Source organism: Streptomyces sp. NPDC048506, from assembly GCF_040651315.1.
In the GTDB taxonomy this organism is placed as follows: domain Bacteria; phylum Actinomycetota; class Actinomycetes; order Streptomycetales; family Streptomycetaceae; genus Streptomyces.
Genome location: NZ_JBEZIX010000022.1, coordinates 103,037 through 126,911, shown reverse-complemented (window position 1 = coordinate 126,911; position 23,875 = coordinate 103,037). Strand labels below are relative to the sequence as shown.

The 23,875-nt window shown below is 73.6% G+C and carries 18 protein-coding genes; 8 read left to right on the top strand and 10 right to left on the bottom strand.

Annotated features, from left to right (window positions below):
• Positions 1 to 46: 46 nt before the first annotated feature.
• The 4 genes from AB0C96_RS19800 to AB0C96_RS19785 form a co-directional block, all read right to left on the bottom strand.
• Positions 47 to 1,186 carry an SIS domain-containing protein gene (locus AB0C96_RS19800; RefSeq protein WP_362918949.1) on the bottom strand — a complete coding sequence of 380 codons (1,140 nt, stop codon included), beginning with the start codon at positions 1,184 to 1,186 and terminating at the stop codon, positions 47 to 49.
• 75 nt (positions 1,187 to 1,261) lie between these two features.
• Entirely contained in the window at positions 1,262 to 1,480 is a 219-nt protein-coding gene (locus AB0C96_RS19795; RefSeq protein ID WP_362918948.1) for a Trm112 family protein, read from the bottom strand.
• Between the two features lie 177 nt (positions 1,481 to 1,657).
• Positions 1,658 to 3,016: a phosphomannomutase/phosphoglucomutase gene (locus AB0C96_RS19790; RefSeq protein ID WP_362918947.1), complete on the bottom strand. Its 1,359-nt coding sequence runs from the start codon at positions 3,014 to 3,016 to the stop codon at positions 1,658 to 1,660.
• A 126-nt stretch (positions 3,017 to 3,142) separates the two neighbouring features.
• Positions 3,143 to 3,586, bottom strand: a complete 444-nt coding sequence (locus AB0C96_RS19785; protein WP_362918946.1) for a DUF3499 domain-containing protein — start codon at positions 3,584 to 3,586, stop codon at positions 3,143 to 3,145.
• A gap of 347 nt (positions 3,587 to 3,933) precedes the next feature.
• Here AB0C96_RS19785 and AB0C96_RS19780 point away from each other — a divergent pair, with 347 nt between their 5' ends.
• Positions 3,934 to 4,323 carry a metallopeptidase family protein gene (locus AB0C96_RS19780; RefSeq protein ID WP_362918945.1) on the top strand — a complete coding sequence of 130 codons (390 nt, stop codon included), beginning with the start codon at positions 3,934 to 3,936 and terminating at the stop codon, positions 4,321 to 4,323.
• Positions 4,324 to 4,383: 60 nt separating this feature from the next.
• On the opposite strand, the gene AB0C96_RS19775 is transcribed toward AB0C96_RS19780, so the two are convergent.
• From AB0C96_RS19775 to AB0C96_RS19765, 3 genes are all read right to left on the bottom strand, one after another.
• Positions 4,384 to 5,988, bottom strand: a complete 1,605-nt coding sequence (locus tag AB0C96_RS19775; protein ID WP_362918944.1) for a DUF5719 family protein — start codon at positions 5,986 to 5,988, stop codon at positions 4,384 to 4,386.
• Positions 5,985 to 9,782 (bottom strand): glycosyltransferase, encoded by a 3,798-nt coding sequence (locus AB0C96_RS19770; protein ID WP_362918943.1) that lies wholly within the window; start codon positions 9,780 to 9,782, stop codon positions 5,985 to 5,987. The genes AB0C96_RS19775 and AB0C96_RS19770 overlap by 4 nt, the downstream gene beginning before the upstream one ends.
• A 317-nt stretch (positions 9,783 to 10,099) precedes the next feature.
• On the bottom strand, positions 10,100 to 10,363 hold the full coding sequence (locus AB0C96_RS19765; RefSeq protein ID WP_003983763.1) for a WhiB family transcriptional regulator: 264 nt from the start codon (positions 10,361 to 10,363) through the stop codon (positions 10,100 to 10,102).
• Between the two features lie 715 nt (positions 10,364 to 11,078).
• Here AB0C96_RS19765 and AB0C96_RS19760 point away from each other — a divergent pair.
• The 3 genes from AB0C96_RS19760 (at position 11,079) to AB0C96_RS19750 (ending at position 14,013) form a co-directional block, all read left to right on the top strand.
• On the top strand, positions 11,079 to 11,588 hold the full coding sequence (locus tag AB0C96_RS19760; protein ID WP_362918942.1) for a cysteine dioxygenase family protein: 510 nt from the start codon (positions 11,079 to 11,081) through the stop codon (positions 11,586 to 11,588).
• A 104-nt stretch (positions 11,589 to 11,692) separates the two neighbouring features.
• Positions 11,693 to 12,676 carry a 2-phospho-L-lactate transferase gene (cofD, locus tag AB0C96_RS19755; protein WP_362918941.1) on the top strand — a complete coding sequence of 328 codons (984 nt, stop codon included), beginning with the start codon at positions 11,693 to 11,695 and terminating at the stop codon, positions 12,674 to 12,676.
• Positions 12,673 to 14,013: a coenzyme F420-0:L-glutamate ligase gene (locus AB0C96_RS19750; protein ID WP_362918940.1), complete on the top strand. Its 1,341-nt coding sequence runs from the start codon at positions 12,673 to 12,675 to the stop codon at positions 14,011 to 14,013. Before cofD ends, AB0C96_RS19750 begins: the two co-directional genes overlap by 4 nt.
• Before the next feature lie 20 nt (positions 14,014 to 14,033).
• Here AB0C96_RS19750 and AB0C96_RS19745 read toward each other — a convergent pair whose 3' ends face one another.
• The 3 genes from AB0C96_RS19745 to AB0C96_RS19735 form a co-directional block, all read right to left on the bottom strand.
• Positions 14,034 to 14,939 carry a DNA-3-methyladenine glycosylase 2 family protein gene (locus tag AB0C96_RS19745; protein ID WP_362918939.1) on the bottom strand — a complete coding sequence of 302 codons (906 nt, stop codon included), beginning with the start codon at positions 14,937 to 14,939 and terminating at the stop codon, positions 14,034 to 14,036.
• Between the two features lie 28 nt (positions 14,940 to 14,967).
• The gene (locus tag AB0C96_RS19740; RefSeq protein WP_362918938.1) at positions 14,968 to 16,050 is read right to left on the bottom strand and encodes an NDP-sugar synthase; all 1,083 of its coding nucleotides are present in this window, start codon (positions 16,048 to 16,050) and stop codon (positions 14,968 to 14,970) included.
• A 252-nt stretch (positions 16,051 to 16,302) separates the two neighbouring features.
• On the bottom strand, positions 16,303 to 17,658 hold the full coding sequence (locus tag AB0C96_RS19735; RefSeq protein ID WP_362918937.1) for a peptidoglycan recognition protein: 1,356 nt from the start codon (positions 17,656 to 17,658) through the stop codon (positions 16,303 to 16,305).
• Positions 17,659 to 17,787: 129 nt separating this feature from the next.
• On the opposite strand from AB0C96_RS19735, the gene AB0C96_RS19730 reads away from it, so the two are divergent.
• The 4 genes from AB0C96_RS19730 (at position 17,788) to AB0C96_RS19715 (ending at position 23,832) form a co-directional block, all read left to right on the top strand.
• A complete protein-coding gene (locus tag AB0C96_RS19730; protein WP_362918936.1) occupies positions 17,788 to 18,549 on the top strand; it encodes a TIGR03089 family protein in 762 nt (253 codons plus the stop codon).
• A gap of 201 nt (positions 18,550 to 18,750) precedes the next feature.
• Positions 18,751 to 19,977: an LCP family protein gene (locus AB0C96_RS19725; RefSeq protein ID WP_362918935.1), complete on the top strand. Its 1,227-nt coding sequence runs from the start codon at positions 18,751 to 18,753 to the stop codon at positions 19,975 to 19,977.
• A gap of 237 nt (positions 19,978 to 20,214) precedes the next feature.
• Positions 20,215 to 21,993: an LCP family protein gene (locus AB0C96_RS19720; protein WP_362918934.1), complete on the top strand. Its 1,779-nt coding sequence runs from the start codon at positions 20,215 to 20,217 to the stop codon at positions 21,991 to 21,993.
• 75 nt (positions 21,994 to 22,068) lie between these two features.
• Positions 22,069 to 23,832: an LCP family protein gene (locus AB0C96_RS19715; RefSeq protein WP_362918933.1), complete on the top strand. Its 1,764-nt coding sequence runs from the start codon at positions 22,069 to 22,071 to the stop codon at positions 23,830 to 23,832.
• Positions 23,833 to 23,875 lie beyond the last annotated feature (43 nt).

The window sequence follows — 23,875 nt, the reverse complement described above, 5'->3', positions numbered from 1 at the left end:
CGGCTGCGGGTGGTGGAGGCCTGCGGGGCGGGCCTCCGATCAAAGATCACTCGGTGCCGGCGAGCGCCAGGTAAACGGCGCCGAAATCTGCGATGGCGAGAAGCTCCGCGGCCTTCTCCAGATCGCTGCCGGCGCCCGGTTCCAGCTCGCTGAGGGCGGTGTCGCGCTCCTCGGCGAGTGCCTGGGCGGCGCGGGTGGCGGACAGCGGTCCCGGCTCCTGTTCGCGCAGCAGCACGACCCGGGCGTGCAGCGCGGTCGCGGCGGGTTGTTCGACCCGGTCGCGGAAGAAGTCGTCCGGGTCGGGTTCGGCCAGCGGGCCGGCGAGCAGGGTGCGGTGGGTGGTGAGGGCCTCGGGCAGTTCGGCGGCGAGCGCGGGGCGGCCGGCGAGGCCGGCCAGCTCGGTGGCGAAGTGCCGGCCGACGGCGTGCGCGATGGTGCCCTCGGTCCAGATCAGCGCGAGTGCGTCGGCGAGGTCGGCGGCGAGCATCTTGCCGGGGTTGGTGTACGTCGGGATCGCCGGGCCACAGCGCTCGGCGAGCTGGTCGAGGCGGTCGGCGAGCTTGCTCAGGGCGTCCGGCGGGGCGCTGATCAGGCCGATCCGGTCGGTGAGCATCAGCAGCGGGATCAGCACCGACCAGAGGGTGCCGGGGGCGGCGGGTGGTGCGCCCTCGACGTCGAATTCGGCGTCGTAGGAGGTGGTCGCGAGGGGGACGGCGAGGCCCCGGGCCTGGATGACGGCGTCGGAGAGCGGGCCGCCGGCCGGGGTGACGGCGACCACCGAGCAGCCGCGGCGGTAGGCCTGTTCGACCAGTTCGGCGAGGCCGGGGTCGGCGGCGTCCGGGCCGGCGAGCAGCAGCAGGTCGAGCGGGCCGGCCCAGCCGGGCAGCGTCCAGCGCAGGGCACCGGGCAGCGGGGCGACGCCGGTGGGCTGGATGAGGCTGACCGGGCAGCTGCCGCCGCACAGGGCGCGCAGCAGGTCGGCGACGCCGGCCGCGGCCGGGCCGGGGCCGGCGACGAGGACGGCGCGGGGTCGTCCGTCGGGGGTCAGCTGGGCGATGCCGGATTCGGTGGCGCTGCGGGCGGCGGTGCGGACCCGGGCGCCGGATTCGGCGACGCCGCGCAGCAGACCGAAGCGGTCGGCGCTGGCCAGCGCATCAGGGGTGTCGAGGAGTGACTCGTCGAGCATGGTGGGCGCGGCCTCCGTTCGCCGGTCTGGGCGGGGGATCGCCGGACGGTGCCGGGCGGACCCGGCGGCGCCCGGTCAGGCGGGGCTGGGGGCACTCCCACCCGCGCCTTGGGGGCCGTGGGGGACGGCTTCGTCGACGAGGAGCACGGGGATGCCGTCCCGGACGGGGTAGCCCAGGCCGCACTCCGCCGAGGTGCAGATCAGCTCTGCGGGGTCCGCGTCGGTCTGGTCCTCCAGCGGGGCGTGGCACGCCGGGCAGGCAAGGATCTGGATCAAGCTGGCTTCGACCGGCATGGACGCGGCTCCTTCGGGGTGGTTGCGGCGTGGCCAGCCTACCGCCGGACGGTGTGCGCCGGCCTGCTCGGAGCGAAGGTGTGGTGGTGGGAGGCTCGCTCCCGGGCGTCGCGCCGGGTGGCGCGCCGGGGTGTCGCGCCGCCCACCACCTGGGTGTGCCGGAGGAGGTCTCCGGTCTCAGCCGCGGATGATCGCCAGGACCTCGTCGCGGACCCGTTCGACGGTCTCGGCGTCGCGGGCCTCGGCGTTCAGGCGGAGCAGCGGCTCGGTGTTCGAGGGGCGCACGTTGAACCACCAGTCGTCGGCGGTGACGGTGAGGCCGTCCAGTTCGTCGAGGGTGATGCCGGGGCGGCCCTCGTAGGTGGCCTTGATCGCGGCGAGGCGGCCGGTCTGGTCGTCGACGGTGCTGTTGATCTCGCCGGAGGCCGCGTAGCGGTCGTACTGGGCGACCAGCTGGGAGAGCGGGCCGTCCTGGCCGCCGAGGGCCGCCAGGACGTGCAGGGCGGCGAGCATGCCGGTGTCGGCGTTCCAGAAGTCGCGGAAGTAGTAGTGCGCGGAGTGTTCGCCGCCGAAGATCGCGCCGGTCCTGGCCATCTCCTCCTTGATGAAGGAGTGGCCGACGCGGGTGCGGGCGGGCGTGCCGCCGTTCTCCTTGACGACCTCGGGGACGGACCAGGAGGTGATGCAGTTGTGGATGACGGTGGCGCCGGGGTGCTTGGCCAGTTCGCGGGCGGCGACCAGGGCGGTGATCGCGGAGGGGGACACCGGGTCGCCGTTCTCGTCGACGACGAAGCAGCGGTCGGCGTCGCCGTCGAAGGCGAGGCCGAGGTCGGCACCGGTCTCGCGGACCCGCGCCTGCAGGTCGACGATGTTCTTGGGGTCGAGCGGGTTGGCCTCGTGGTTCGGGAAGGAGCCGTCCAACTCGAAGTAGAGCGCGTCGAGTTCGAGGGGCAGGCCCTCGAAGACGGTGGGGACGGTGTGGCCGCCCATGCCGTTGCCGGCGTCCACGACGACCTTCAGGGGGCGGATGCCGCTGAGGTCCACGAGGCTGCGGAGGTGGGCGGCGTAGTCGCCGAGGACGTCGCGCTGGGTGACGGCTCCGGTGGCGGCGACCGGGTCGGGTGCGCCCTGGGTGCTCCAGCGCTCGACCAGTTCGCGGATCTGGGCGAGGCCGGTGTCCTGGCCGACCGGGGCGGCGCCGGCCCGGCACATCTTGATGCCGTTGTACCGGGCGGGGTTGTGCGAGGCGGTGAACATGGCGCCGGGCAGGTTGAGCGCGCCGCTCGCGTAGTACAGCTCGTCGGTCGAGCACAGTCCGATCTCGGTGACGTCGGCTCCGCGGGCCGCGGCGCCGCGTGCGAAGGACCGGGACAGTCCGGGCGAGGAGGGCCGCATGTCGTGGCCGATCACGATCGCGTCCGCGCCGGTGGTCTCGACGAAGGCCGCTCCGAACAGCTCGGCGAGCGGTTCGTCCCAGTCGGTGGGGACGACGCCGCGTACGTCGTACGCCTTCACGATGTGCGAGAGGTCGGTCACGGGCCTGTCCTCCTGGGGGTGTGTGCGGACACCCCCAACCTACCGTTCGCCGCTGTCGGCCTCGCGCCGTGCGGGGGCTTTCCCGCCGTGGCCCGTCGGTCGCCGCCGGGCGGCGGGTGGCCGGTTTCAGGAGTCGGGCGAGCGGAGCACCCGGAGGTGGCCGCGGCGGGCGACCTCCATGGGGTGGGGGTCGCGGTCGCCGTGGGGCGGCGAGCCGTCGCCGGCGGCGCGTTCGTGGGGGCGGGCGGCCTCGCGTACGGCGTTCGCCAGGGCTTCGAGGTCGTCGCCGCTGGGGCGTGCCGGGCCGGAGTCGATGGCGAGGCGGACGACCTCCCAGCCGCGGGGGGCGGTCAGGCGCTCGGAGTGCTCGGCGCACAGGTCGTAGCAGTGCGGCTCGGCGTAGGTGGCGAGCGGTCCGAGCACGGCGGTCGAATCCGCGTAGACGTACGTCAGCGTTGCGACGGCGGGGCGGCCGCACGCAGTGCGCGAACAGCGACGTACAGGGCTCACGACGTTGGACGGTACCGCACTCTTGAGCGGGCCGCGACGACTCTCCCCCGGCTCACCCAACCGTGTCGTCCCGCTTCGTCCGATGCGTCTGACCTGCACCCGCTCGGGGGCGCCTGTTCCGGGTGCCCCGCGGCGGGGGTCGAGCGACGGGGCAAGCCATCATCAGTCGGTTCATTTTTGGGCATTGCCGAGCATTACCGGGCATTGCCGAGATTTTTGCGCTCTGATGGCGTGAGGGAGGCGAAACCGATGGTGGTGCGTTCGGTCAGTCGGCGACATGGCCCGTCTTGTCGCAGTCGGCGGTGTACGGCGCTGCTCGACGGCTACGCTCGATGCTGATGGACAGTCCCGTACCTCCCCGACCGGCCCAGCCGCGGCTTCGCCGCCGCGACCGTCACGGCCGTGGCATGCGCGGGCCGATCGCGCCTCCCCAGGTGCCGCTGTCGGTGACCCGCGCCGACGCCTTCGTGGACCTCGTGTACGACTCGCGGGACCGTCTGGAGCGACGCTGGCCGCAGCTCGGCCAGGTCGACTTCATGGTCGTGGAAGTGCCCGGTTTCGGCCCCGACGACGGGCCGGAGGTGGTGGTCGACGAGGGGACCGTGCCGTTGGGGCGGGTGCTGCCGGCGACCGGCGGACATCGCGACCGGATCGTGATCTACCGCCGGCCGGTGGAGATCCGCACGAAGAGCCGGGACGAGCGGGCGCTGCTGGTCCACGAGGTCGTGGTGGAGCAGGTCGCCGAGCTGCTGGGGCTGGCTCCGGAGTCGGTGGACCCGCGCTACGGCCAGGAGTGAGGCCGCGGCGCGGGTCCGGCGCGCGGGGCGGTGGCCCCGGGGGTCGGGGCCGGGGCGGTGTCAGTCGGTCAGCACGGACAGGTCCTGTCCGGCGGTCGGGACGACGACCGAGCCGCGGTCGTCGGGCAGCGGCTGGACGGTGAACGCCGGCACCCCGCCCTGGGGCAGGGCGAGCATCCGCGCCGCGTAGACGGGACCGCTGCCGGGCTCGGGCTCCACGGTCAGCGCGTAGCCGCCCTTGAGGCCCTGGGGGCGGGGCGGGGCGATGTCGAGGGTGGTGCCGCCCTTGACCGTGTACGTCTTGGTGGTCGGGGTGCCGCCGCCGCTCCCGGCCGAGGCGGTGACCTTCACCTGGGCGTCCTTGCCCTTCTCGGGGGCGACCAGGGAGAGGGTGCTGCCCTTGTCGCGGTTGTCGGCGACGGTGGCGCGCTTCTCGACGGGGCGGGTCGCGGGGATGAACGCCATCTCCTGGTTGCCGCCCTTGCCGCGGATGACCCGCAGGGCGGCGGCGACCGGCGCCTTGGAGGTGCTGTCGGTGGGGGTGAGCACCAGTGAGCCGGCCTCGCCCTTGGTGACGTCCTTGAGGTCGACCGCGGTGGTCATCCCGCTCTTGACGTGCAGGGTCTCCAGGCCGGCGGGGGTGATCAGGCCGGTGGGGGTGGCGAGTTGGACCTTCAGGTCGGCGTCGGAGTCCCCGGGTGCGATGGCGACCAGCCGGACCGAGGTGGCGTCCTTGGGGATGCCGGGCAGCACCACGCTCGGGGCCGGGTCGGCGGCGGCCGGCAGCCAGTCGCTGCCGAGCTTGCTGTCGCTGGCCTGGACGGCGGCGCCGACCCGGCCCTCGCGGGCGACCACGTGCAGGGTGGCGTTGGTGGTGGGGCTGGTGGTCAGGGTGGACAGCAGCACGGGGACGGTGGTGTGCGCGGGCACGGAGATGTCCTCGCCCGCGGAACCGCCCAACGTGCCGTCCTTGCCGCGCAGTTCGAGGTCGACCACGGCCGGGGTGGAGTCCGGGTTCGTGAGGTGGACGTAGTCCTGGCGGTCGGTGTCGGTGCTGACGCCGGGGAACCAGAAGGTGGTGTCCGGGGCGGTGCAGCTCAGGCCGAGCAGGCCGCGGCCGGAGCCGGCCGCGATGGTGGTGGTCTGCTGGACGGTCCAGCCCGGGGCCAGGGTGCCGTCCGCGGCGCCCACGAGGGCCGGCGCGTCAGGGCTGTCGGTGGTCGCGGTGACCGGCGTGCCGGCCTGCCGCAGGGGGGCGACGGGCTTGGTGTCGCGGGGCGGGACGGTCTGGCTGCCGGCGGTGTCCGCGCCGCCGGCCTTGCCCTTGCCGCTCCTCTTGCCGCCGCCGTTCTTCGTGCCGCCGCCGCTGTCGCTGCTGCCGGCTTCCTTGACGGTCCCGGCGGGCAGCAGCGTCGCGGTGCCCTTCTTGGTACCGGCGCCGGCCCCCTTGGGGGCGAAGGCGGTGTAGGTGGTGTCGCCGACCTCGGAGGAGGTCGGGGCGGGGCAGAGCAGGGCGGAGCGCTGGACGGGCAGCCGGGCGCCACCGGTGCCGGCGGTCGTGCGGGCGGCCCGCTCGCCGCCGTCCGGAGCGGCGACGGCCGCGACGCCGGTGACCGCGCCCAGCGCGACGGCCACGCCGATCAGGGACATCATCGTGCGCTTCACTGCTGGTCGCTCCCGTCACGGCGCGGCTCGGGGTAGGAGCCGGAGTACCCCGGGTACTCGGTGCCGTCGTCGTAGGGCTGGTGCTGGGGCTGCTGCTGGCCGTAGCCGTACGGGTCGTAGACGCCGGCCTGGTAGGGGTCGGCGGCGTACGGGTCGGCGGGGGCCGCGGGGCTCTGGTACGGGTACTGCTGGCCGTACTGGCCGTACTCGTGCGCGGTGGAGGGGTCGGCGGACGGGTAGGGCTGCGGCTCGCCGGTCTGCGGCGGCGCTCCCGCCGCGGCCTGCCAGTCCTCGTACGACTGCTGCTGGGGGACCGCGGCGTACGGGTCGCCGACCGGGGCGGCGTCCTGGACGGGTGCCGGGTCGGCCGGCGGGCCCGCCGGCTGCTCGTCGGCGGCCGGGGCACCCGGGTCGGGGCTCTCGGGGGCGCCCGCGGCCTCGGCCTGGGCGCGCAGCCGGCGGGCCCGCCGGCCGTCGCCCGAGGCCGCGGCGGCCTGGGCGGCGGCCACGTCCTCGGGCAGGTCGTCGTCGATCTCCCGGCGGCGGCCCGGCAGCGCGAGCACCACCAGGACGACGGCGAGCAGGCCCTGGCCCCACAGCCAGAGGGTGTGGGTGAGCGGGTCCTGGTGGGTCAGGTCGAGCGTGCCGCCGTCCGAGGGGAGGGTGAAGCCCTGTGCCCAGCCGTCGACCGTGACGGGCTTGAGCGCGGTGCCGTCGAGGGTGGCCTGCCAGCCCTCGTCGGCGGCTTCGGCGAGGCGCAGCACCCGGCCGGCGGGCCCGGCGGGGATCGTGGTGTGCGCCTCGACCGGGCCGGACTTGACCGCGGTGGGCGCGGCGGCCTCACCGGCGGTGGTGCCGTCCTGGGCCTGGGGGGCGACGATCGAGACCCGGGAGACCCGGCGGTCGACCCGCCACAGGGCGCTGCCGTCGTCCTGGCTGAGCCGGGTCAGGCCCGGCGTCGCGTCCAGGACCCGGCCCATTTCGCGCGGTGCCCCGGTCCGGACCAGGACGTAGCGGATCGCATAGCCGCCGAGCTGGTTGGTCTGGTCGGCGCCGGAGCCGGCCACGAGGTTGGCGACGATGCCGCCCAGCCGGGTGTCCTCGCCCGCCTCGGCGGCCAGGTCGGCGTCGCCGAGCCGGGCGCCGGAGCCGCGGACGAGGGAGTAGTCGACGTGGCCGGGCGTGCCGTCCAGGACGAGGGTGCGGGCCCGGTCGGTGGATCCGGACTCCTCGGCGACGAACGCCGGGACCTGTTCGGGGCTGCGGCGCTCCAGCGGGCCGTCCGCCCCGGTGATCATCCAGCTGGCCGCGGCGTAGAGCGGGGCGAGCAGGGACGCCAGTGCGATCAGCACGGCGACCGGCTGCTTCCAGCCGAAGCCGAGGCTGGCCATGCGGGTGCGGATGCCCTCGGCGCCGATCGCGGCGGCGCACAGCAGCGCCAGGCCGTAGACCAGCATCGCCGGGCCGGTCCAGCCGGAGCCGTTGCCGAGCGCCGCGCACAGCAGCCCGGTCAGCGCCACCGCCCACGCGGTACGGATCGCCCGCTGGCGGTCGTCGCGCAGGGTCGCGGCGAGGGCGGCCAGCACGATGCCGAACAGCAGGAAGCCGCCGACGGCCTTGGGGCCGCCGGGGCTGAGGCCGATGAGGTCGAGGGCGGAGGCGGAGCCGGCGCCGTAGTCGAGCCCGGCCTCCTGGAAGAAGCGGGACGGCTGGGTGAGCAGCGCCAGCGACCAGGGCGCGAGGACGAGGAGCGGGACGAGCACCACGGCCAGGAAGCGCAGCACGGACCCGAGGAGCAGGTCGCGGCCGCCGCTCCGCTTCGCTCCGCCGCCGCTCTGCTGCGGGTCTCCGGGTGCGGAGCCCAGCAGGCGCAGCACCAGCATCCCGACGCCGAGCAGCACCGCGATCGGCCAGACGATCGGGGTGAAGGCCATGGTGAAGGTGATCAGCAGGGTGTACGCCCAGGTGGCGCGCCAGCTGGGCCGGGTGCCCGCCGGGAGCCGCAGGCCGCTCGCCGCGATCGCGGCACGCGCCATCAGCGGCAGCAGGACGGCGAGCACGGCGGTGCCCAGCCGGCCGCCGGCCAGCGCGCCGGCGGCCGCGGGCAGGAAGGCGTAGGCGATGCTCGCCCAGGCCCGCAGCAGCCGGGAGGCGACCAGCGGGCGGGAGGCGAAGTAGGCGGTGAGGCCGGCCAGCGGTACGGAGCAGACCAGCAGCAGGGTGACGGCGAAGCCGGTGGAGCCGAGGAAGACGCTGGACACCAGGGCGACGACCGCCAGGTAGGGGGGCGCCGAGGCGGTGCTGCCGACTCCGACCGCGTGCCAGCTGTCGAGGTACGACGACCACAGGTCGGACAGGCTGCCGGGGGCGGGCAGCAGCGCGCCGCCGGTCAGCGCCCCGGAGCCGAGCAGTTGGCGGCAGGCGATCAGCGAGACCAGCAGCAGGACCGCGAAGAGCACCGGCGCGGGTTTGCGGGCGATCCGCTTGAGCCGGGCGAACTGCTCGATCTCCAGGTAGTCGGCGTCGTCGCCGCCGGGCCCGGACTCGACGGCGCCGTGCCGGCCGGCGGAGGCCACGTCCGGGGCCGCCCGCCCGGAGAGGTTGCCGGCGATCTGCTCGACGGTGGCCCGTACGGTCGCGCCGGGCGGCGGGAAGAGCGGCCGAAGCTCGCTGGCGTCCACCGCGGGTCGGCCTCTGCGTTTGCGGGCGGCGAGGATCTTGCCGGGCCGCAGCAGGGTGCCGAAGAGTCCGGCGAGCTCGTCCAGTGCCTGGCCGGGGACCTTGCCGACGAGGTAGGCGAGGACCCGCAGGAAGGTGCCGAGCAGCAGCCGCAGCAGGACGTACGGCAGGACCCGGCCTTGGGTGTTGGTGAGCAGGGTGTAGACCGCGCCGGCCTTGTCGACGCGGTGCGGGTTGGCGACGCTGCGGCCGACACAGTCGATGGGGCGGCGCTCGCGGGCGGCGGCCTCGGCGTGCCGCAGGACGGCGTCCGGGGCGATGAGGACCTGGTGGCCGGCCGCCTGGGCGCGCCAGCACAGGTCGACGTCGTCCCGCATCAGCGGCAGCCGGCGGTCGAAGCCGCCCAACTCCTCGTAGACGTCCCGGCGGATGAGCATGCCGGCGCTGGAGACGGAGAGCACGGGGCGCACCTGGTCGTGCTGGCCCTGGTCCTGTTCGCGGCGGTCCAGGCCGGTCCAACGGCGGCCGCTGCGGGCGATGCTGACCCCGGTTTCCAGCAGCTGGCGGCGGTCGTACCAGCTGCGCAGCTTGGGGCCGACGATGACGGCGCGGGGGCTGGCGTCGGCGACCCGCAGCAACTCGGCGAGCGCGTCCGGTTCGGGTGCGCAGTCGTCGTGCAGCAGCCACAGCCACTGGACCGGATCGCCGTGCGGCAACTCCGGCATGTCGTAGGCCTCGTCGCGCCAGGTGCGGCTGACCGGGTCCCAGCCGCTGGGGCGGCGCAGGTAGGGCAGGTCGTCGGGGGTGAGGACGGGGGCGGCGCGGACGGCTTCGTCGACGGCGGTACCGAAGCCGGAGCGGCGGGCGAGGTGCAGCACCCGCTGGTCGCCGACGGCCTCGGCGAGCAGCTGGGCGGAGTCGTCCGCGCTGCCGGTGTCGGCACCGATGACGTTCTGCACCGGGCGCTCCTGGCCGAGCAGGCCGGAGAGCGCGTCGGGCAGCCAGCGGGCACCGTCGTGGGAGACGATCACGGCGGTGACGACGTGCCGCGGGAACTCTGGGGTGGCGGCTTCATATGAGGCGGACTGGGCCGCCGACGAGCTGTGCACGGACATCGAGGTACGGGCCCTCCGGACCCGGGAGTTCGAAGGCACGCGGCGAAGTCGCTCAAGGCCCCCGCCCCCGGAAGACACTGCGACGGACTACGAGGCGACGCGCGCGCCCTGCGGGGTTGCGGCGCATCTCGGACGGGCCCCCACACTAATGGTTCGCGCCGGGGCTCCGACCGGGCCCGTACACAGCAGTCCGCCTCCAGCAGCTGGAGCGCTGGAGGCGGAGGGTTCGCTATAGGGGGATATGGGGAGTTGGGGTGGCGTGGCGGCGTGGCCGGTGAGGCCGAGCGCCGTCGGTCCGGACGGCCGCCTGGTCATGGTCAGACGGCGGCCTTCTTGAGCCGGCGCCGCTCGCGCTCGGACAGACCGCCCCAGATGCCGAAGCGCTCGTCGTTGGCGAGGGCGTATTCGAGGCATTCGGACCGGACTTCACAGGCGAGGCAGACCTTCTTGGCCTCGCGGGTGGAGCCACCCTTCTCCGGGAAGAAGGACTCGGGGTCGGTCTGGGCGCACAGTGCGCGCTCCTGCCAGCCGAGCTCCTCGTCCGCCTCCTCGACCAGCAATTCCTGGAACAGCTCGGTCATGCGCGCCCCTCGTCTGTCTTTACGTCCCCGTGATCAAGCCGTGATCGATTTCGGCTGAACGACACGAGTGAAATTACAAGTGTGGAGATCCGGGCCAGTCAAGCCGAGATCTGCTATTGAGCCTCTTATTCACTCGGCGGAACCAAGCGGATGCGGAAAGTGTTCAAATCAGTAAAAACCAGGACACTTCCCCGGGCGTGCCCTCCGGCACGTCCGCGTCGCCCATGAAGACGCGATCGGGCGGCGTTCGCGTTGCACTCCGCGCGCCGAAGCGGGGAAGATCACAGGTGGATCACAGGACCGCAATGGCGTTTGGGGGCGCGGCTGCCCGTCGATTTCTCCACCCCCACAACTGCACAAACCTTTCTCCGGACGGAGTAACCGGATGAGGTGAAAGATTCACGGCAAACCAGACATCCGGTTGACATCGCGCCGCGAACCCGGTCTCCTTGACCGCATGCCAGTGACTCCCGCGCCCCGCCTGACCCGTGCCTACGGGTCGCTCTGCGCTGCGCAGGCTCGCTGTCGCTGTTCCAGCTGTTGAAGCCACTGAGCTCCAGCTTCTCCGCTCGCACCACCCCGCAGAGCCTCTGCAAGGCGACCGCTGTGCCGCGCCCCCCACAGGGAGAGCCCGCACCGTGTCGCCCCTCCCCCAGCACCGCTGGGCGGTGTCCCCAGCGCGTCACCCCAGCACTTCCGCCGAGGAACGAAACCGATGAACAGCGACGTCCAGATCGCCGGCGACCCCCTCGCCATCCCCCACCTGCTGCCGCCCGTCCCGGCCCACCCGCACACCGTCGCCGGCTTCGTGGGGCTGGCCCGCTCGATCGCCGCCGACCGCGCCTCCTGGGCCTCGCTCGTCCAGTACGACGCCACCACCCGCTGGTACCACCGGCTGCGCACCGGCCCCGGCTACGAGGTGTGGCTGCTGAGCTGGGTGCCCGGCCAGGGCAGCGGCCGGCACGACCACGGGGAGTCCTCCGGCGTACTGACCGTCCTGGAGGGCGAGTTGACCGAACACGGCGCGAGTGGCCCCCGCGCGCTCACGGCCGGCGCCCAGCGGGTGTTCGCCCCCGGATACGTCCATGAGGTCGTCAACGACTCCCTCAAGCCCGCGGTCAGCCTGCACGTCTACTTCCCCGGTCTGACCGACATGCCGATGCACCCCAGCCAGGCCGCCACCGCCGGCGCCACGGCCACCCCGCCGGAGGTCCTGGCGCCCTGAGCCACCCACCCCTCATCGAGTCAGCCTCCGGCTGACACACTGCCCACCCGTCGCCCGACCACCACCCCTCATGGAGTCAGCCTCCGGCTGACACACTGTCTTTTATGCGAATCGTGGTTCTGGCCGGCGGTATTGGCGGCGCCCGCTTCCTGCGGGGACTGAAGGCAGCGGCTCCGGATGCGGACATCACCGTCATCGGCAACACCGGTGACGACATCCATCTGTTCGGACTCAAGGTGTGTCCCGACCTCGACACCGTGATGTACACGCTCGGCGGCGGCATCAACGAGGAACAGGGCTGGGGCCGGGCCGACGAGACCTTCCGGGTGAAGGAGGAGCTGGCCTCCTACGGCGTCGGCCCCGAGTGGTTCGGGCTCGGCGACCGGGACTTCGCCACGCACATCGTCCGTACGCAGATGCTCGGCGCCGGATACCCGCTCAGCGCGGTGACCGAGGCGCTGTGCGACCGCTGGCAGCCGGGCGTCCGGCTGATCCCGATGACCGACGACCGGGTCGAGACCCATGTCGCCATCGAGGAGGACGGCGAGCGGCGCGCCGTGCACTTCCAGGAGTACTGGGTGCGGTTGCGCGCCTCGGTGGACGCCGAGGCCGTGGTTCCGGTCGGCGCCGACCAGGCCAAGCCCGCACCCGGCGTCCTGGAGGCCGTCGCGGCTGCCGACGTGATCCTCTTCCCACCGTCCAACCCCGTCGTCAGCGTCGGCACCATCCTCGCCGTGCCCGGGATCCGCGAGGCGATCGCGGCGGCCGGGGCGCCGGTCGTGGGCCTCTCCCCGATCGTCGGTGACGCACCGGTGCGCGGCATGGCCGACAAGGTGCTGGCCGCGGTCGGGGTTCAGGCCACGGCCTCGGCGGTGGCCGCCCACTACGGCGCGGCGCGGCGGCCGGAGGGCGGTGCGGGGCTGCTGGACGGCTGGCTGGTCGACACCGTCGACGCGGGCCGGGTGCCGGAGGTCGAGGCGGCCGGCATCCGCTGCCGGGCGGTTCCGCTGATGATGACGGACCTGGAGGCCACCACCGCGATGGCGCGCGAGGCACTGGCGCTGGCCGAGGAGGTCCGGGCGGCATGAACGAGCGAACCACGGACGGGCACCCGCCCGGCTACCGGGTCTGGGCGCTGCCGGGGATCCCCGAGGTGACGCCCGGCGACGACCTGGCCAAGCTGATCGCCGCCGCGGCGACCGCCGACGGGGTGCCCCAACTCCTCGACGGCGACGTGCTGGTGGTGACCTCGAAGATCGTGAGCAAGGCCGAGGGCCGGGTGGTCGAGGCCGTCGACCGGGAGGCGGCGATCGACCAGGAGACGGTGCGGGTGGTGGCCCGCCGCGGCACGCTGCGGATCGTCCAGAACCGACAGGGCCTGGTGATGGCGGCGGCCGGGGTGGATGCCTCCAACACCCCGGCCGGCACTGTGCTGTTGCTGCCCGAGGACCCGGACGCCTCGGCCCGTGCCCTGCGCGCCGGGCTGCGCTCCGCGCTCGGCGTCGACGTCGGGATCGTCATCAGCGACACGTTCGGGCGGCCGTGGCGCGGCGGGGTCACCGACGTCGCCATCGGGGCGGCCGGGGTGCGGGTGCTGGACGATCTGCGCGGCGGCACGGACGCGTACGGCAATCCGCTCAGCGCGACCGTGGTGGCCACCGCGGACGAACTGACCGCGGCCGGCGACCTGGTGAAGGGCAAGGCGACCGGGCTGCCGGTCGCGGTGGTGCGCGGGCTGCCGCACGTCGTCGAGGAGGCGGGCGAGGACGACGGGGCGCACGCCCTGGTGCGGTCCCCCGAGGACGACATGTTCCGGCTGGGCACCTCGGAGGCCGTGCGGGAGGCGGTGACGCTGCGGCGGACGGTGCGCGCCTTCAGGGACGACCCGGTCGACCCGGGCGCGGTCCGGCGCGCGGTGGCGGCGGCGCTCACCGCCCCGGCGCCGCACCACACCGCGCCGTGGCGGTTCGTCCTGCTGGAGTCGGCGGAGTCCCGGACGCGGCTCCTGGACGCCATGCGGGACGCCTGGATCGCGGACCTGCGCGGCGACGGGACGTCGGAGGAGGCCATCGCCCGGCGGGTGCGGCGCGGCGAGGTGCTGCGGAACGCCCCGTACCTGGCCGTGCCGTGCATGGTGACGGACGGCGCGCACGACTATCCGGACGCCCGGCGCAGCGCGGCGGAACGGGAGATGTTCGTGGTCGCCCACGGTGCCGGCATCCAGAACTTCCTGGTCGCGCTGGCCGGCGAGCGGCTCGGCTCGGCGTGGATCTCCTCGACGATGTTCTGCCGGGACGTCGTACGGGACGTCCTGGAGCTGCCCGACGCGTGGGAGCCGATGGGGGCGGTCGCCATCGGGCGCCCGGCACAGGCGCCGACGGAGCGGGCGCCGCGCGCGGCCGGTGACTTCGTCGTCGTGCGCTGACGACGGTCCGCGCGGCCGGGTCAGAGGCGGGCGATGTCCCCGACCGGGAAGCGGGGCGCCCGCCGTGGCGGGGTGATGCCCGACAGTAGGATCAGTCGGGCGGCGCGGTGCCGCTGGCCCGCGTAGGGCGCAAGGAGTTCGAGCATCTGCGCGTCGGTGGTGCCGCGGCGGCCGGTGAGGGCGTAGCCGATGATCTTCGGCAGGTGGAGGTCGCCGATGGTGATCGCGTCGGGGGCGCCGAGGGTGCGTTGCAGGGTCTCGGCGGCGGTCCACGGGCCGATGCCGGGGATCGCCGTGAGCCGGCGGGTGGCGTCGGCGAGGTCCATCCGTGCGGCCTCCTCCATCCGGCGGGCGACCCGTACCGCGCGCAGGACGGTGTCGGAGCGTTTGGCGTCCACGCCGGCGCGGTGCCACTCCCAGGAGGGGATCAGCGCCCAGCCGCGCGGCTCCGGCATCACCCGCATCCGCTCCCAGGGGCCGGGGGCGGGCTCGCCGTGCCGTTGCAGGAGGAGCCGCCAGGCGCGGTAGGCCTCGTCGCTGGTGACCTTCTGCTCCAGGACCGCGGGGATCAGCGACTCCAGGACCAGACCGGTCCGGGCGAGCCGTACGCCGGGGTGGCGGCGGCGCGCGTCGTGGACGATGCGGTGCCGGGCGGTGAGCTGCGCGGGGTCGTCGGACTCCCCCAGCAGGTCGGGAAGCTGCTCCAGCAACCAGTCGGCGCCCGGGCCCCAGGCCTCGGCGTCGACCCGGCCGGTGTCCGGACGGGCCGCCAGGCGGAGCGTGCCGGGGCCCTGGGGCGTACGGCAGGAGCGCCACACCTCGCCGCCGCGCACCGCGAACGCCGGGTCGCCCGGGCCGCGCTGCAACACGCACAGCGTGCGGTGGAGGTCGTACGGGCCGGGCGGGACCCAGGTGCGGGCGGGCATGCGGCCAGGTTAGGCGATGGCGTTCGGGTTACTGGTCGGAGGAGAAGCGGACCGACCCGGCCGGGATGTCGGCCTCGCACCAGATGCGGATGCCGCCGCGCAGCTCGTTGTCCGCGCCGATCCGGGCGCCGTCGCCGATGACCGCCCCGTCCAGGACCGTGCGGGCCCCGATGCGGGCCCCGGCGCCGATCAGCGAGTCGCGGATCCGGGCGCCCTCCTCGACGACCGCGCCGTCGAGGACGGCGCTGCCGTCGATCCGGGCGCCGGCGCCGATCACGGTGCGCGGGCCGACCACGGTGCCGCCGCTGAGCTTGGCGTCCGGGGCGACCTCGGCGGTCTCCAGGACCAGGCGGTCGCCGCAGCGGCCGGGGACGGCCGGGGACGGCGCGCGGCCCAGGACCAGGTCGGCGGAGCCGCGGACGAAGGCCTGCGGGGTGCCGAGGTCGAGCCAGTAGGTGGAGTCGACCATGCCCTGGAGGTGGGCGCCGTCGGCGAGCAGTCCGGGGAAGGTCTCGCGTTCGACGGAGACCGGGCGGCCGGCCGGGATCGTGTCGATGACCGACCGGTTGAAGACGTACGCGCCGGCGTTGATCTGGTCGGTGACGATCTCCTCGGGGGTCTGCGGCTTCTCCAGGAAGGCGGTGACCCGGCCGGTGTCGTCGGTGGGCACCAGGCCGAAGGCGCGCGGGTCCTCGACCCGGGTGAGGTGCAGGGAGACGTCGGCGCCGGAGGTGCGGTGGGTGTCGACCAGGGCCGGGATGTCCAGGCCGGTGAGGATGTCGCCGTTGAAGATCAGCACTGGGTCGCCGGGGGCGGAGTGCAGCCGCTCGGCGACGTTGCGGATGGCGCCGCCGGTGCCCAGCGGCTCCACCTCGGTGACGTACTCCAGGTGCAGGCCGAGCGCCGAACCGTCGCCGAAGTACGGCTCGAAGACCTCGGCGAGGTAGGAGGTGGCGAGGACGATGTGCTCGACGCCGGCGGCCCGGGCGCGGGCCAGCTGATGGGTGAGGAACGGCACACCGGCCGCCGGGACCATCGGCTTGGGCGTGTGCACCGTCAGCGGGCGCAGTCGGGTGCCCTTGCCGCCGACCAGGAGGATCGCTTCAGTCACTGTGTCCTCTGTCCTGCTTCCTGCTGGGGTCGGCCGATCGGCGGACCAGTGTAGGCAGACGGTCGTTCGATCGGCTCCGGTGGGACGCCGCGGGGCCGGGTGGCGCGGACGTCGTGGTCGCTAAGACGTGCCGGCGGAAGGAACGGTTCAGTGGTGGCTGGTGGTGTCCGGTGGTGGCTGTGGTGACTGCAACCTGTACCGCGGCAGACCCGCGCAAACCCCCATCTCCCGTACGGCGGGGGAAGAACCGGGTCAGCGGCCCTGGAGTTGTGCGGCGCTGAGCCGGGTGGCGGCGAGCTTGCTGTAGAGGTGGATGCCGGGGCAGTCGGTGGTGAAGCCGTCGCGGTGGCCGGAGAGGGTGTGCATCGCGACCCTGGCGCCCTTGGGGAAGCGGTTGCTGCCGCTGGACAGCAGTTGGACGACGGCGCGCGGGTCGACGCCGTACAGGCCGAGCTTCCAGGCCGTCAGACGGGCGACGGCGTTGATGGCGGGCCTGGGCGGTTCGGCTCCGGTGAAGGTGCCGAGGACGGCGACGCCGGTGCTCTCGGAGTTGAAGCCGAGGGTGTGGGCGCCCATGACGGGCTTGGCGACGCCGCCGGCGCGGCCTTCGTAGACCGTGCCGCACTTGTCGACGAGGAAGTTGTAGCCGATGTCCCGCCAGTGGTTGCTCTTGACGTGGAAGCGGTACATCGCGCGGATCAGCAAAGGGGACTGTGCGCAGCTGTAGTTGTTGCCCGACCCGCTGTGGTGGACGAACGCGGCCCGCACGGTCTTGTTGTAGAGGAAGGACTTCTCGCGCAACCGCTCGTCGGCGCCCCAGCCGGCCCGGGTGACGATCCGTGGGCGCGAGCCGACGAACGTGTGCGCCGGGTGCGGGCCGCCGACGGCGGCGAGGTCGGCCTGGGATTCGGCCCGGTCGAGGGCGGGGATCTCGGTGGCGCCGAGCGGGGCGAGCGGGCTGTTGACGGCGGAGGCCGCGGTGGCCTCGGGGCCGAGCGGGGCAGGGGCCGGCGGGTCGGCGTGCGCGCCACGGTCGGTGGCCGGGCGGCCGCCGGGATCGACGAGCTCCAGCCGCAGCCCGCCGGGGACGGCGGCCGGTGCGCGGTGGTGGGTGTCGGGGGTGATGCGCAGTTGGACGGCGTCGGAGTCGCCGACCCACAGGGGCGCGGTGCTGCCGCGTACGTCGGCGCCGCGGCGCTCGGCGGCGCCGAGGTCGGGGGCGTCGTCGTTGTGGACCTGGACGTCCTGCCAGCCGGACCAGGCGCCACTGCCGGTGGCACGGGTACGGACCTGGACCCGGCCCTGCAACTGGGCGTCGGCGTCGTCCCAGACGACCCCCAGCAGCGAGAACGGCCGTACGGTGCGGGCCGGTAGACCGAGCGTCTGCTGGGCGGGCGCGGGCGGGGTGTCGCGGTCACTGGTGCGCGGGGCGGCGGGCGCGCCGAGGGGCGCGACCGGCAGGGACTGGGTACTGCCCGGCAGGTTGCCGGAGCGCACCGCGGCCGGTGCCGGCGGGCGGGCGGCGCCGGCGCCGGCGTCCGGCGCGACGGGCAGGGCGATGGCGGCGGTGCACGCCGCGCCGAGGCAGCTCGCGAGGAAGGGACGCATGTACAGCATCGTGAACACGGCCGGAGGCAACACGCCAACGGTGGCCTGACGGGGCATCGGCCGATCCGGTGTCCCGGGCGGGTCGCGCCCGACCCACCGTCAGCCGCCGCCCCGCGTACCCTTGCCGCGATGAACGCCACCGACCGCACCCCCGCCGACCTGCTGAGTTCCGCGCTCGCCGCGGACCCGGCCCGCCCGCTGGTGACCTTCTACGACGACGCCACCGGCGAACGCGTGGAACTGTCCGTCGCCACCTTCGCCAATTGGGTGGCCAAGACCGCCAACTACCTCCAGGGCGATCTGGCCGCCGAGCCCGGCGACCGGCTGGCCCTGCTGCTGCCCGCGCACTGGCAGACCGCCGTCTGGCTGCTGGCCTGCTCTGCGGTGGGCGTGGTCGCGGAGGTGGACGGCGATCCGGCCGCCGCCGACCTCGTCGTGGCGGGGCCCGACCGGCTGGACGCGGCGCGGGCGTGCTCCGGGGAGCGGGTGGCACTGGCGCTGCGCCCGTTGGGCGGCCGGTTCCCCGCGCCGCCGGAGGGGTTCGCGGACTACGCCGTGGAGGTCCCGGGCCAGGGCGACCGGTTCGCCCCGTACGCTCCGGTGGACCCGGACGCGGTGGCGCTGGTCGTCGGCGGTGAGGAGCTGACCGGCAGCGGGGTCGGGGCCCGCGCGCGGGCGGACGCGGCCGCGGCCGGGATGCCCGAGGCGCCGCGGGTGTTGTCGGGGCTGTCGTACGACACCTGGCGGGGCCTGTCGTACGGGCTGTACGCGCCGCTGGCGACCGGCGGCTCGGTGGTGCTCTGCCGGCACGCGGAGCGGCTGGGCGCCGAGGCCGCCGCCGACCGCGAGGCCAGCGAGAAGATCACGTTCACGGCGCCGTCGGCGACCTGAGCCGGCGCCCCGTCCCGGGGTGGGCCCGGCGGTCGTGGTCCGCCGGGCGGGGGAGCCGGAGGCGTTGCCGGCGGGCCGGTCCGCCCGTTTCGTTCCATGCTCTTGGGATACGTGCTGTTCTGCGCGGGTCGGTCGGATCTTCCGTTCCGTCCGACCCCGCGTACGGGCACGACGCCGACTCCGTGAGGGATGGACGCACAGGTGACCGACACCCCCGAGCCCGCCAGGTTCGCCGGCTGGGCCGAACGCCCCGCCGGGGGGCCGGGGGCGGGCCGGCCGGGGGCGCCGCGCCGGGGGCGCTGGCGGCGCCGGGCGGCCTTCGGGGCGGCCGGCGCGCTGCTGGCCGGGGCCGGCGCCGGCTGGGCGGTGTACGCCAAGCTCGACGGCAACATCCGCACCGACCGCAGCGCCGACCAGGAGCTGCACAAATGGGAGTCCGAACGGCCGCCGGCGGGCCCGCCGAACGCCGAGAACCTGCTGCTGATCGGCTCCGACAGCCGTAGCGGCGGCAACCGCAGATACGGCCGCGGCGGCGGCCAGCGTTCGGACACCACGCTGCTGCTGCACCTGGCGGCGGACCGGAAGAGCGCCACCGCGGTCAGCATCCCGCGCGACCTGATGGTGCGGGTGCCGCACTGCCTGCGCTCCGACGGCAGGGAGACCGAGCCCCAGACGGCCCAGTTCAACTGGGCGTTCGCCTTCGGCGGGGCGGCCTGCTCGATCCGTACCGTCGAGCGGATGACCGGCATCCGCATCGAGCACTACATGATCATCGATTTCGTGGGCTTCACGAAGATGGTGGACGCGGTGGACGGTGTGGAGATCTGCCTGCCGCAGGCGGTGCACGACGCCTCCGCGCACCTGACGCTCCCCGCGGGCCGGCAGACGCTGGACGGGGAGGCCGCCCTGGCGTACGTGCGGGCACGGAAGGGCCTGGGCAACGGCAGCGACACGCAGCGCATGGACAGGCAACAACGTTTTCTTGGTGCTCTGGTGAAGAAAGTGCAGAGTAATGGTGTCCTGCTCAATCCGACCCGGCTGTATCCGGTCCTGGATGCCGCGACGAGTTCGCTGACGACGGATGCCGACCTCGCCTCACTGAGAGGGCTGTACGAATTGGTTCGCAGTACGCGCCGCATTCCCGCCGACCGGACCCAGTTCCTCACCGTGCCGCGCCGGGAGTACCGCTACGATCCCAATCGCGATGAGCTCGTACAGCCGGACGCCGACCGGCTCTTCGGGCGGTTGCGCAGGGATCTTCCGGTGGCGGTGGGGCCACCGCACGACGCCGGGGAGGAGCCGGCCCGCACCGGCGGCAGATCGGCCGGCAGCGCCCCGCGCGGCGTTCCGGAAGGATCACCGTCGCCGGCGGCGAGTTCCGGCCCGACCTTTCCCGGGACGACGGCGGAACGCAGGATCTGTGAATAAAGATGCCGCAAAGTACGCGTGGCTACTCGAATGGATTGGGCGGATTGCCCAGTTGTAGGGAAGTGGAATTTGTCACGGGCGTCGCGGGGCGCTGAACTGGGCGGATAGTGTGAGCGACCCGGTCCGCACGTTTGGCTGACCGATGACCATGCACCATTGACCATGCACTGCAGATCGACCTACCGAGCGCCTTGAGGGGATGGCGCCGCGTGGCACCGACGGAGGACTCAAGGCACCGTGGACGCGCAAGGCCGTGGGCGGGCGGGCGACAACAACGTCGATCCCGCCGATCAGTGGGTGTTCGATCCGGACACCGGCAACTACGAGCTGCGGCTCGACCCTGCGGGGCAGCCCCCCGCTCGGCCCTCCGAGCGCAGGGCGCCCGGTTCCAGACGCGGCCGTAAGCCGGGTGGTGAGGTCGGTGACACCGACACCCGTCCGCTGCCGGTCCAGCGCGGACGCCGGGCCGAGCGGGCCGACGAGGACCCCACCGGCGCGGGCGAGCGCCCCACCGGCGGCCGGGCGGCGCGCCGGGCGGCCGCGAACCGCACCGCGACGGCGTCCCCGTCGGCCGCGGGTTCGAGCAGCCGCCGCAAGCCCAAGCCGAAGAAGTCCGGCAAGAAGAAGGCGCTGTACTGGACGGCCGGGGTGCTGGGCTTCGTCCTGGTCGCCGGCTGCGGCGGGGCGTTCTACCTCTACCAGCAGCTGAACGGCAACATCTCCAAGGTCGACGTCGGCGTGGAGAACGACGCGGTGTCCGACGGCCCGGTCAACCTGCTGATCATCGGGACGGACGCCCGCTCCGGCAAGGGCAACTCCGGCTACGGCGACGCCGGCAGCGTCGGGCACGCGGACACCACGATCCTGATGCACATCTCCAAGGACCGGTCGAACGCCACCGCACTGAGCATCCCGCGCGACCTGATCACCGACATCCCGAACTGCCCGACGGCGCAGAAGGACGGCTCGAAGAAGGTCATCCCCGGTGAGCACGGGGTGCGCTTCAACACCAGCCTGGGCCAGGAGGGTCGGGACCCCGGCTGCACCTGGCGCACCGTCGAGAAGCTCACCGGGCTGAAGATCGACCACTTCATGATGGCCGACTTCAACGCGGTCAAGGAGCTGTCCACCGCGGTGGACGGCGTCGAGGTCTGCGCCGCCAAGGACATCAACGACCCCAAGTCGCACCTGCACCTGAAGGCCGGCCGGCACGTCGTCCAGGGCGAGCAGGCGCTGGCCTTCGTGCGCACCCGGCACGCCATCGGGTTCGGCAGCGACCTGGACCGGATCAAGATGCAGCAGCAGTTCCTCAGCTCGCTGATCCGCAAGCTGAAGTCCGACGCGTTCTCCAGCCCCGGCAAGCTCTACGACGTCAGCCAGGCCGCCACCAAGGCGCTCACCGTCGACACCGGCATCGGCACCGCGAAGAAGCTGCTGGACTTCGGTACCGACCTCAAGAAGGTCAACATCGACAAGGTCACCTTCGCCACGGTGCCGGTGCTGGACAACCCCAACGACGCGGCCACCGTCATCCTGGACAAGGCCAAGGCGGAACCGCTGTTCGCGATGGTGCGCGCCGACCACGCCCTGGCCAAGGGCAAGAAGCACAAGAAGGGCTCCGGGTCGGTCAAGAAGGCCCCGCCGGAGCTCGTACGGGTCGACGTCACCAACGGCGGCGGGCCGATCGGCTCGGCGCAGGAGACCGTGGACTGGCTCCAGAACATGAAGGGCGCCCGGCTCTCCACCAACGCCGGCAACGCCCCCGCGAAGCTGGCCGCCACCCGCCTCGAATACGCCCCCAACCAGGCCGACCAGGCCGCCACCCTGGCCGACTGGATGGGCCTGCCCAAGAGTGCCCTCAAGGAGTCCTCGCAGGACGCCGGCGACCGCGTACCGATGAAGCTCACCCTCGGCAAGGACTTCACGGCACCGGGTACACCGATCGCGGCGCCGACCGAAACCCCGGACGGTGTCCAGAACGTCAATGCGGATGACAAGAACGTGTGCGCGAAGTGACCTGAGCAGGGTCCGGCCGGCCGCCAGGGCGCCGGGCACACCACCTACGGCTGACTGAACGGGGAGAGGGCCCACATGCGGCAGAGCAGTGTGCGTGGCGACAGACCGGGACGGCGGCGCCGGCCGGACGCACAGCAACTGGGCTGGGACGACAGCCTCTACGAGGACAAGGGGCTGCCGCCGGACGCCCCCGGCTGGACGCCGCCCGAAGGCGGCGAGGCGCCCGGCAGCGACGAGGCGGTGCCCGCCGAGGGCGACGGGCACCGCACGGACGGACGGACGCGTCGCCGCAAGGCCGACGACACCGATAGCGCCGGTAACGCCGGTAACGCCGACAAGGGGGGCAAGGCCGGCAAAGGGAGCAAGGGCCGCAAGGCGCTGCGCTGGACCGCGATCGGCCTCGCCGTCCTGATAGTGGGCACGGCCGGCGCCGGCTACTGGTACTACGAGCACCTCAACGCCAACCTCCGCAAGGCCCCGCGGTCCCTGGGCGGCGGGGGCCTGAAGAAGCCCGACCCCAACGCCTTCGGCCAGAGCCCGCTGAACATCCTGCTGCTGGGCTCGGACGGCCGGAACAGCGCGAAGAACATCGAGCTCGGCGGCGCCCGGCAGGACGCGGACCGCAAGCCGCTGGCCGACGTCCAGATGCTGGTGCACGTCTCCGCCGACCGCAGCAACATGTCGGTGATCTCCATCCCCCGGGACACCCGGGTGACGATCCCGCAGTGCACCGACCCGAAGGACCACACGGTCTATCCGCAGACCACCGCGCCCATCAACGAGTCCCTCCAGCACGGCGGTCCGGGCTGCACGCTCGCCACCTGGCAGGAGCTGACCGGCGTCTACATCGACCACTTCATGATGGTCGACTTCTCCGGCGTGGTGTCCATGGCGGACGCCATCGGCGGCGTCCCGGTCTGCGTCGACCACAACATCTACTCGCACGACAGCAGGGGCCACGGCAGCGGGCTGCGGCTCACCGCGGGCACCCACCCGGTCAAGGGCGTCCAGGCCCTCCAGTGGCTGCGCACCCGCTACGGCTTCGAGGACAACACCGACATCGGCCGGGCCAGGGCCCAGCACATGTACATGAACTCGATGGTCCGTCAGCTGAAGCAGGGCACCAAGCTCTCCGACCCGGGCCAGCTGCGCGACCTCGCGGAGGCCGCGACCAAGGCCCTGACCGTCGACGACGGCCTGGACACCGTCAAGAAGCTCTACGACCTGGGCGGCGACCTCAGCCGGGTGCCGACCAAGCGCATCACGATGGTCACCATGCCCTGGGTGTACGGCCCGGGCGAGCGGTACGTCCTGCCCAAGCCGGGCGACGCGGACGCGACCTTCGCCATGCTGCGCAACGACACCGGGCTGGACGGCAAGGACAAGACGAAGAAGCCCGCCTCCGATCCCAAGCCGTCGACGCCCAAGGACCAGCTGAAGGTCGTGGTGCAGAACGGCACCGGCAGCACGGTGAGCGGCCCGTCGTCCGGCCGGGCCGGGGCGGTCCAACAGCAGCTGGCGAGCCTCGGCTACGCCGCGGCCTCCACCGACTCCCAGCTCATCGGCCAGGCGGACACCACCCTGACGTACCACGACAAGGCCCAGCGCGGCGACGCCCTGGCCCTCGCCAAGGCGCTCGGCCTGCCCAGGAGCGCGGTGCGGGAGTCCAGTTCGGCCACCGGCATGCGCCTGGTGGTCGGCAACGACTGGCGCACCGGCTCGGCCTACCCGAAGAAGCCCGGCAACGACAAGCCCGCCGACAAGGCCCCGGCCAGCGCGGACGCCCTCAACGGCGAATCCAAGGGCTGTATGAAGGTGAATCCGCAGTACACGTTCTAGTGCCCGCCCAAGCGCGTCGGAGCCCGCCCACCCCGAACGGGGT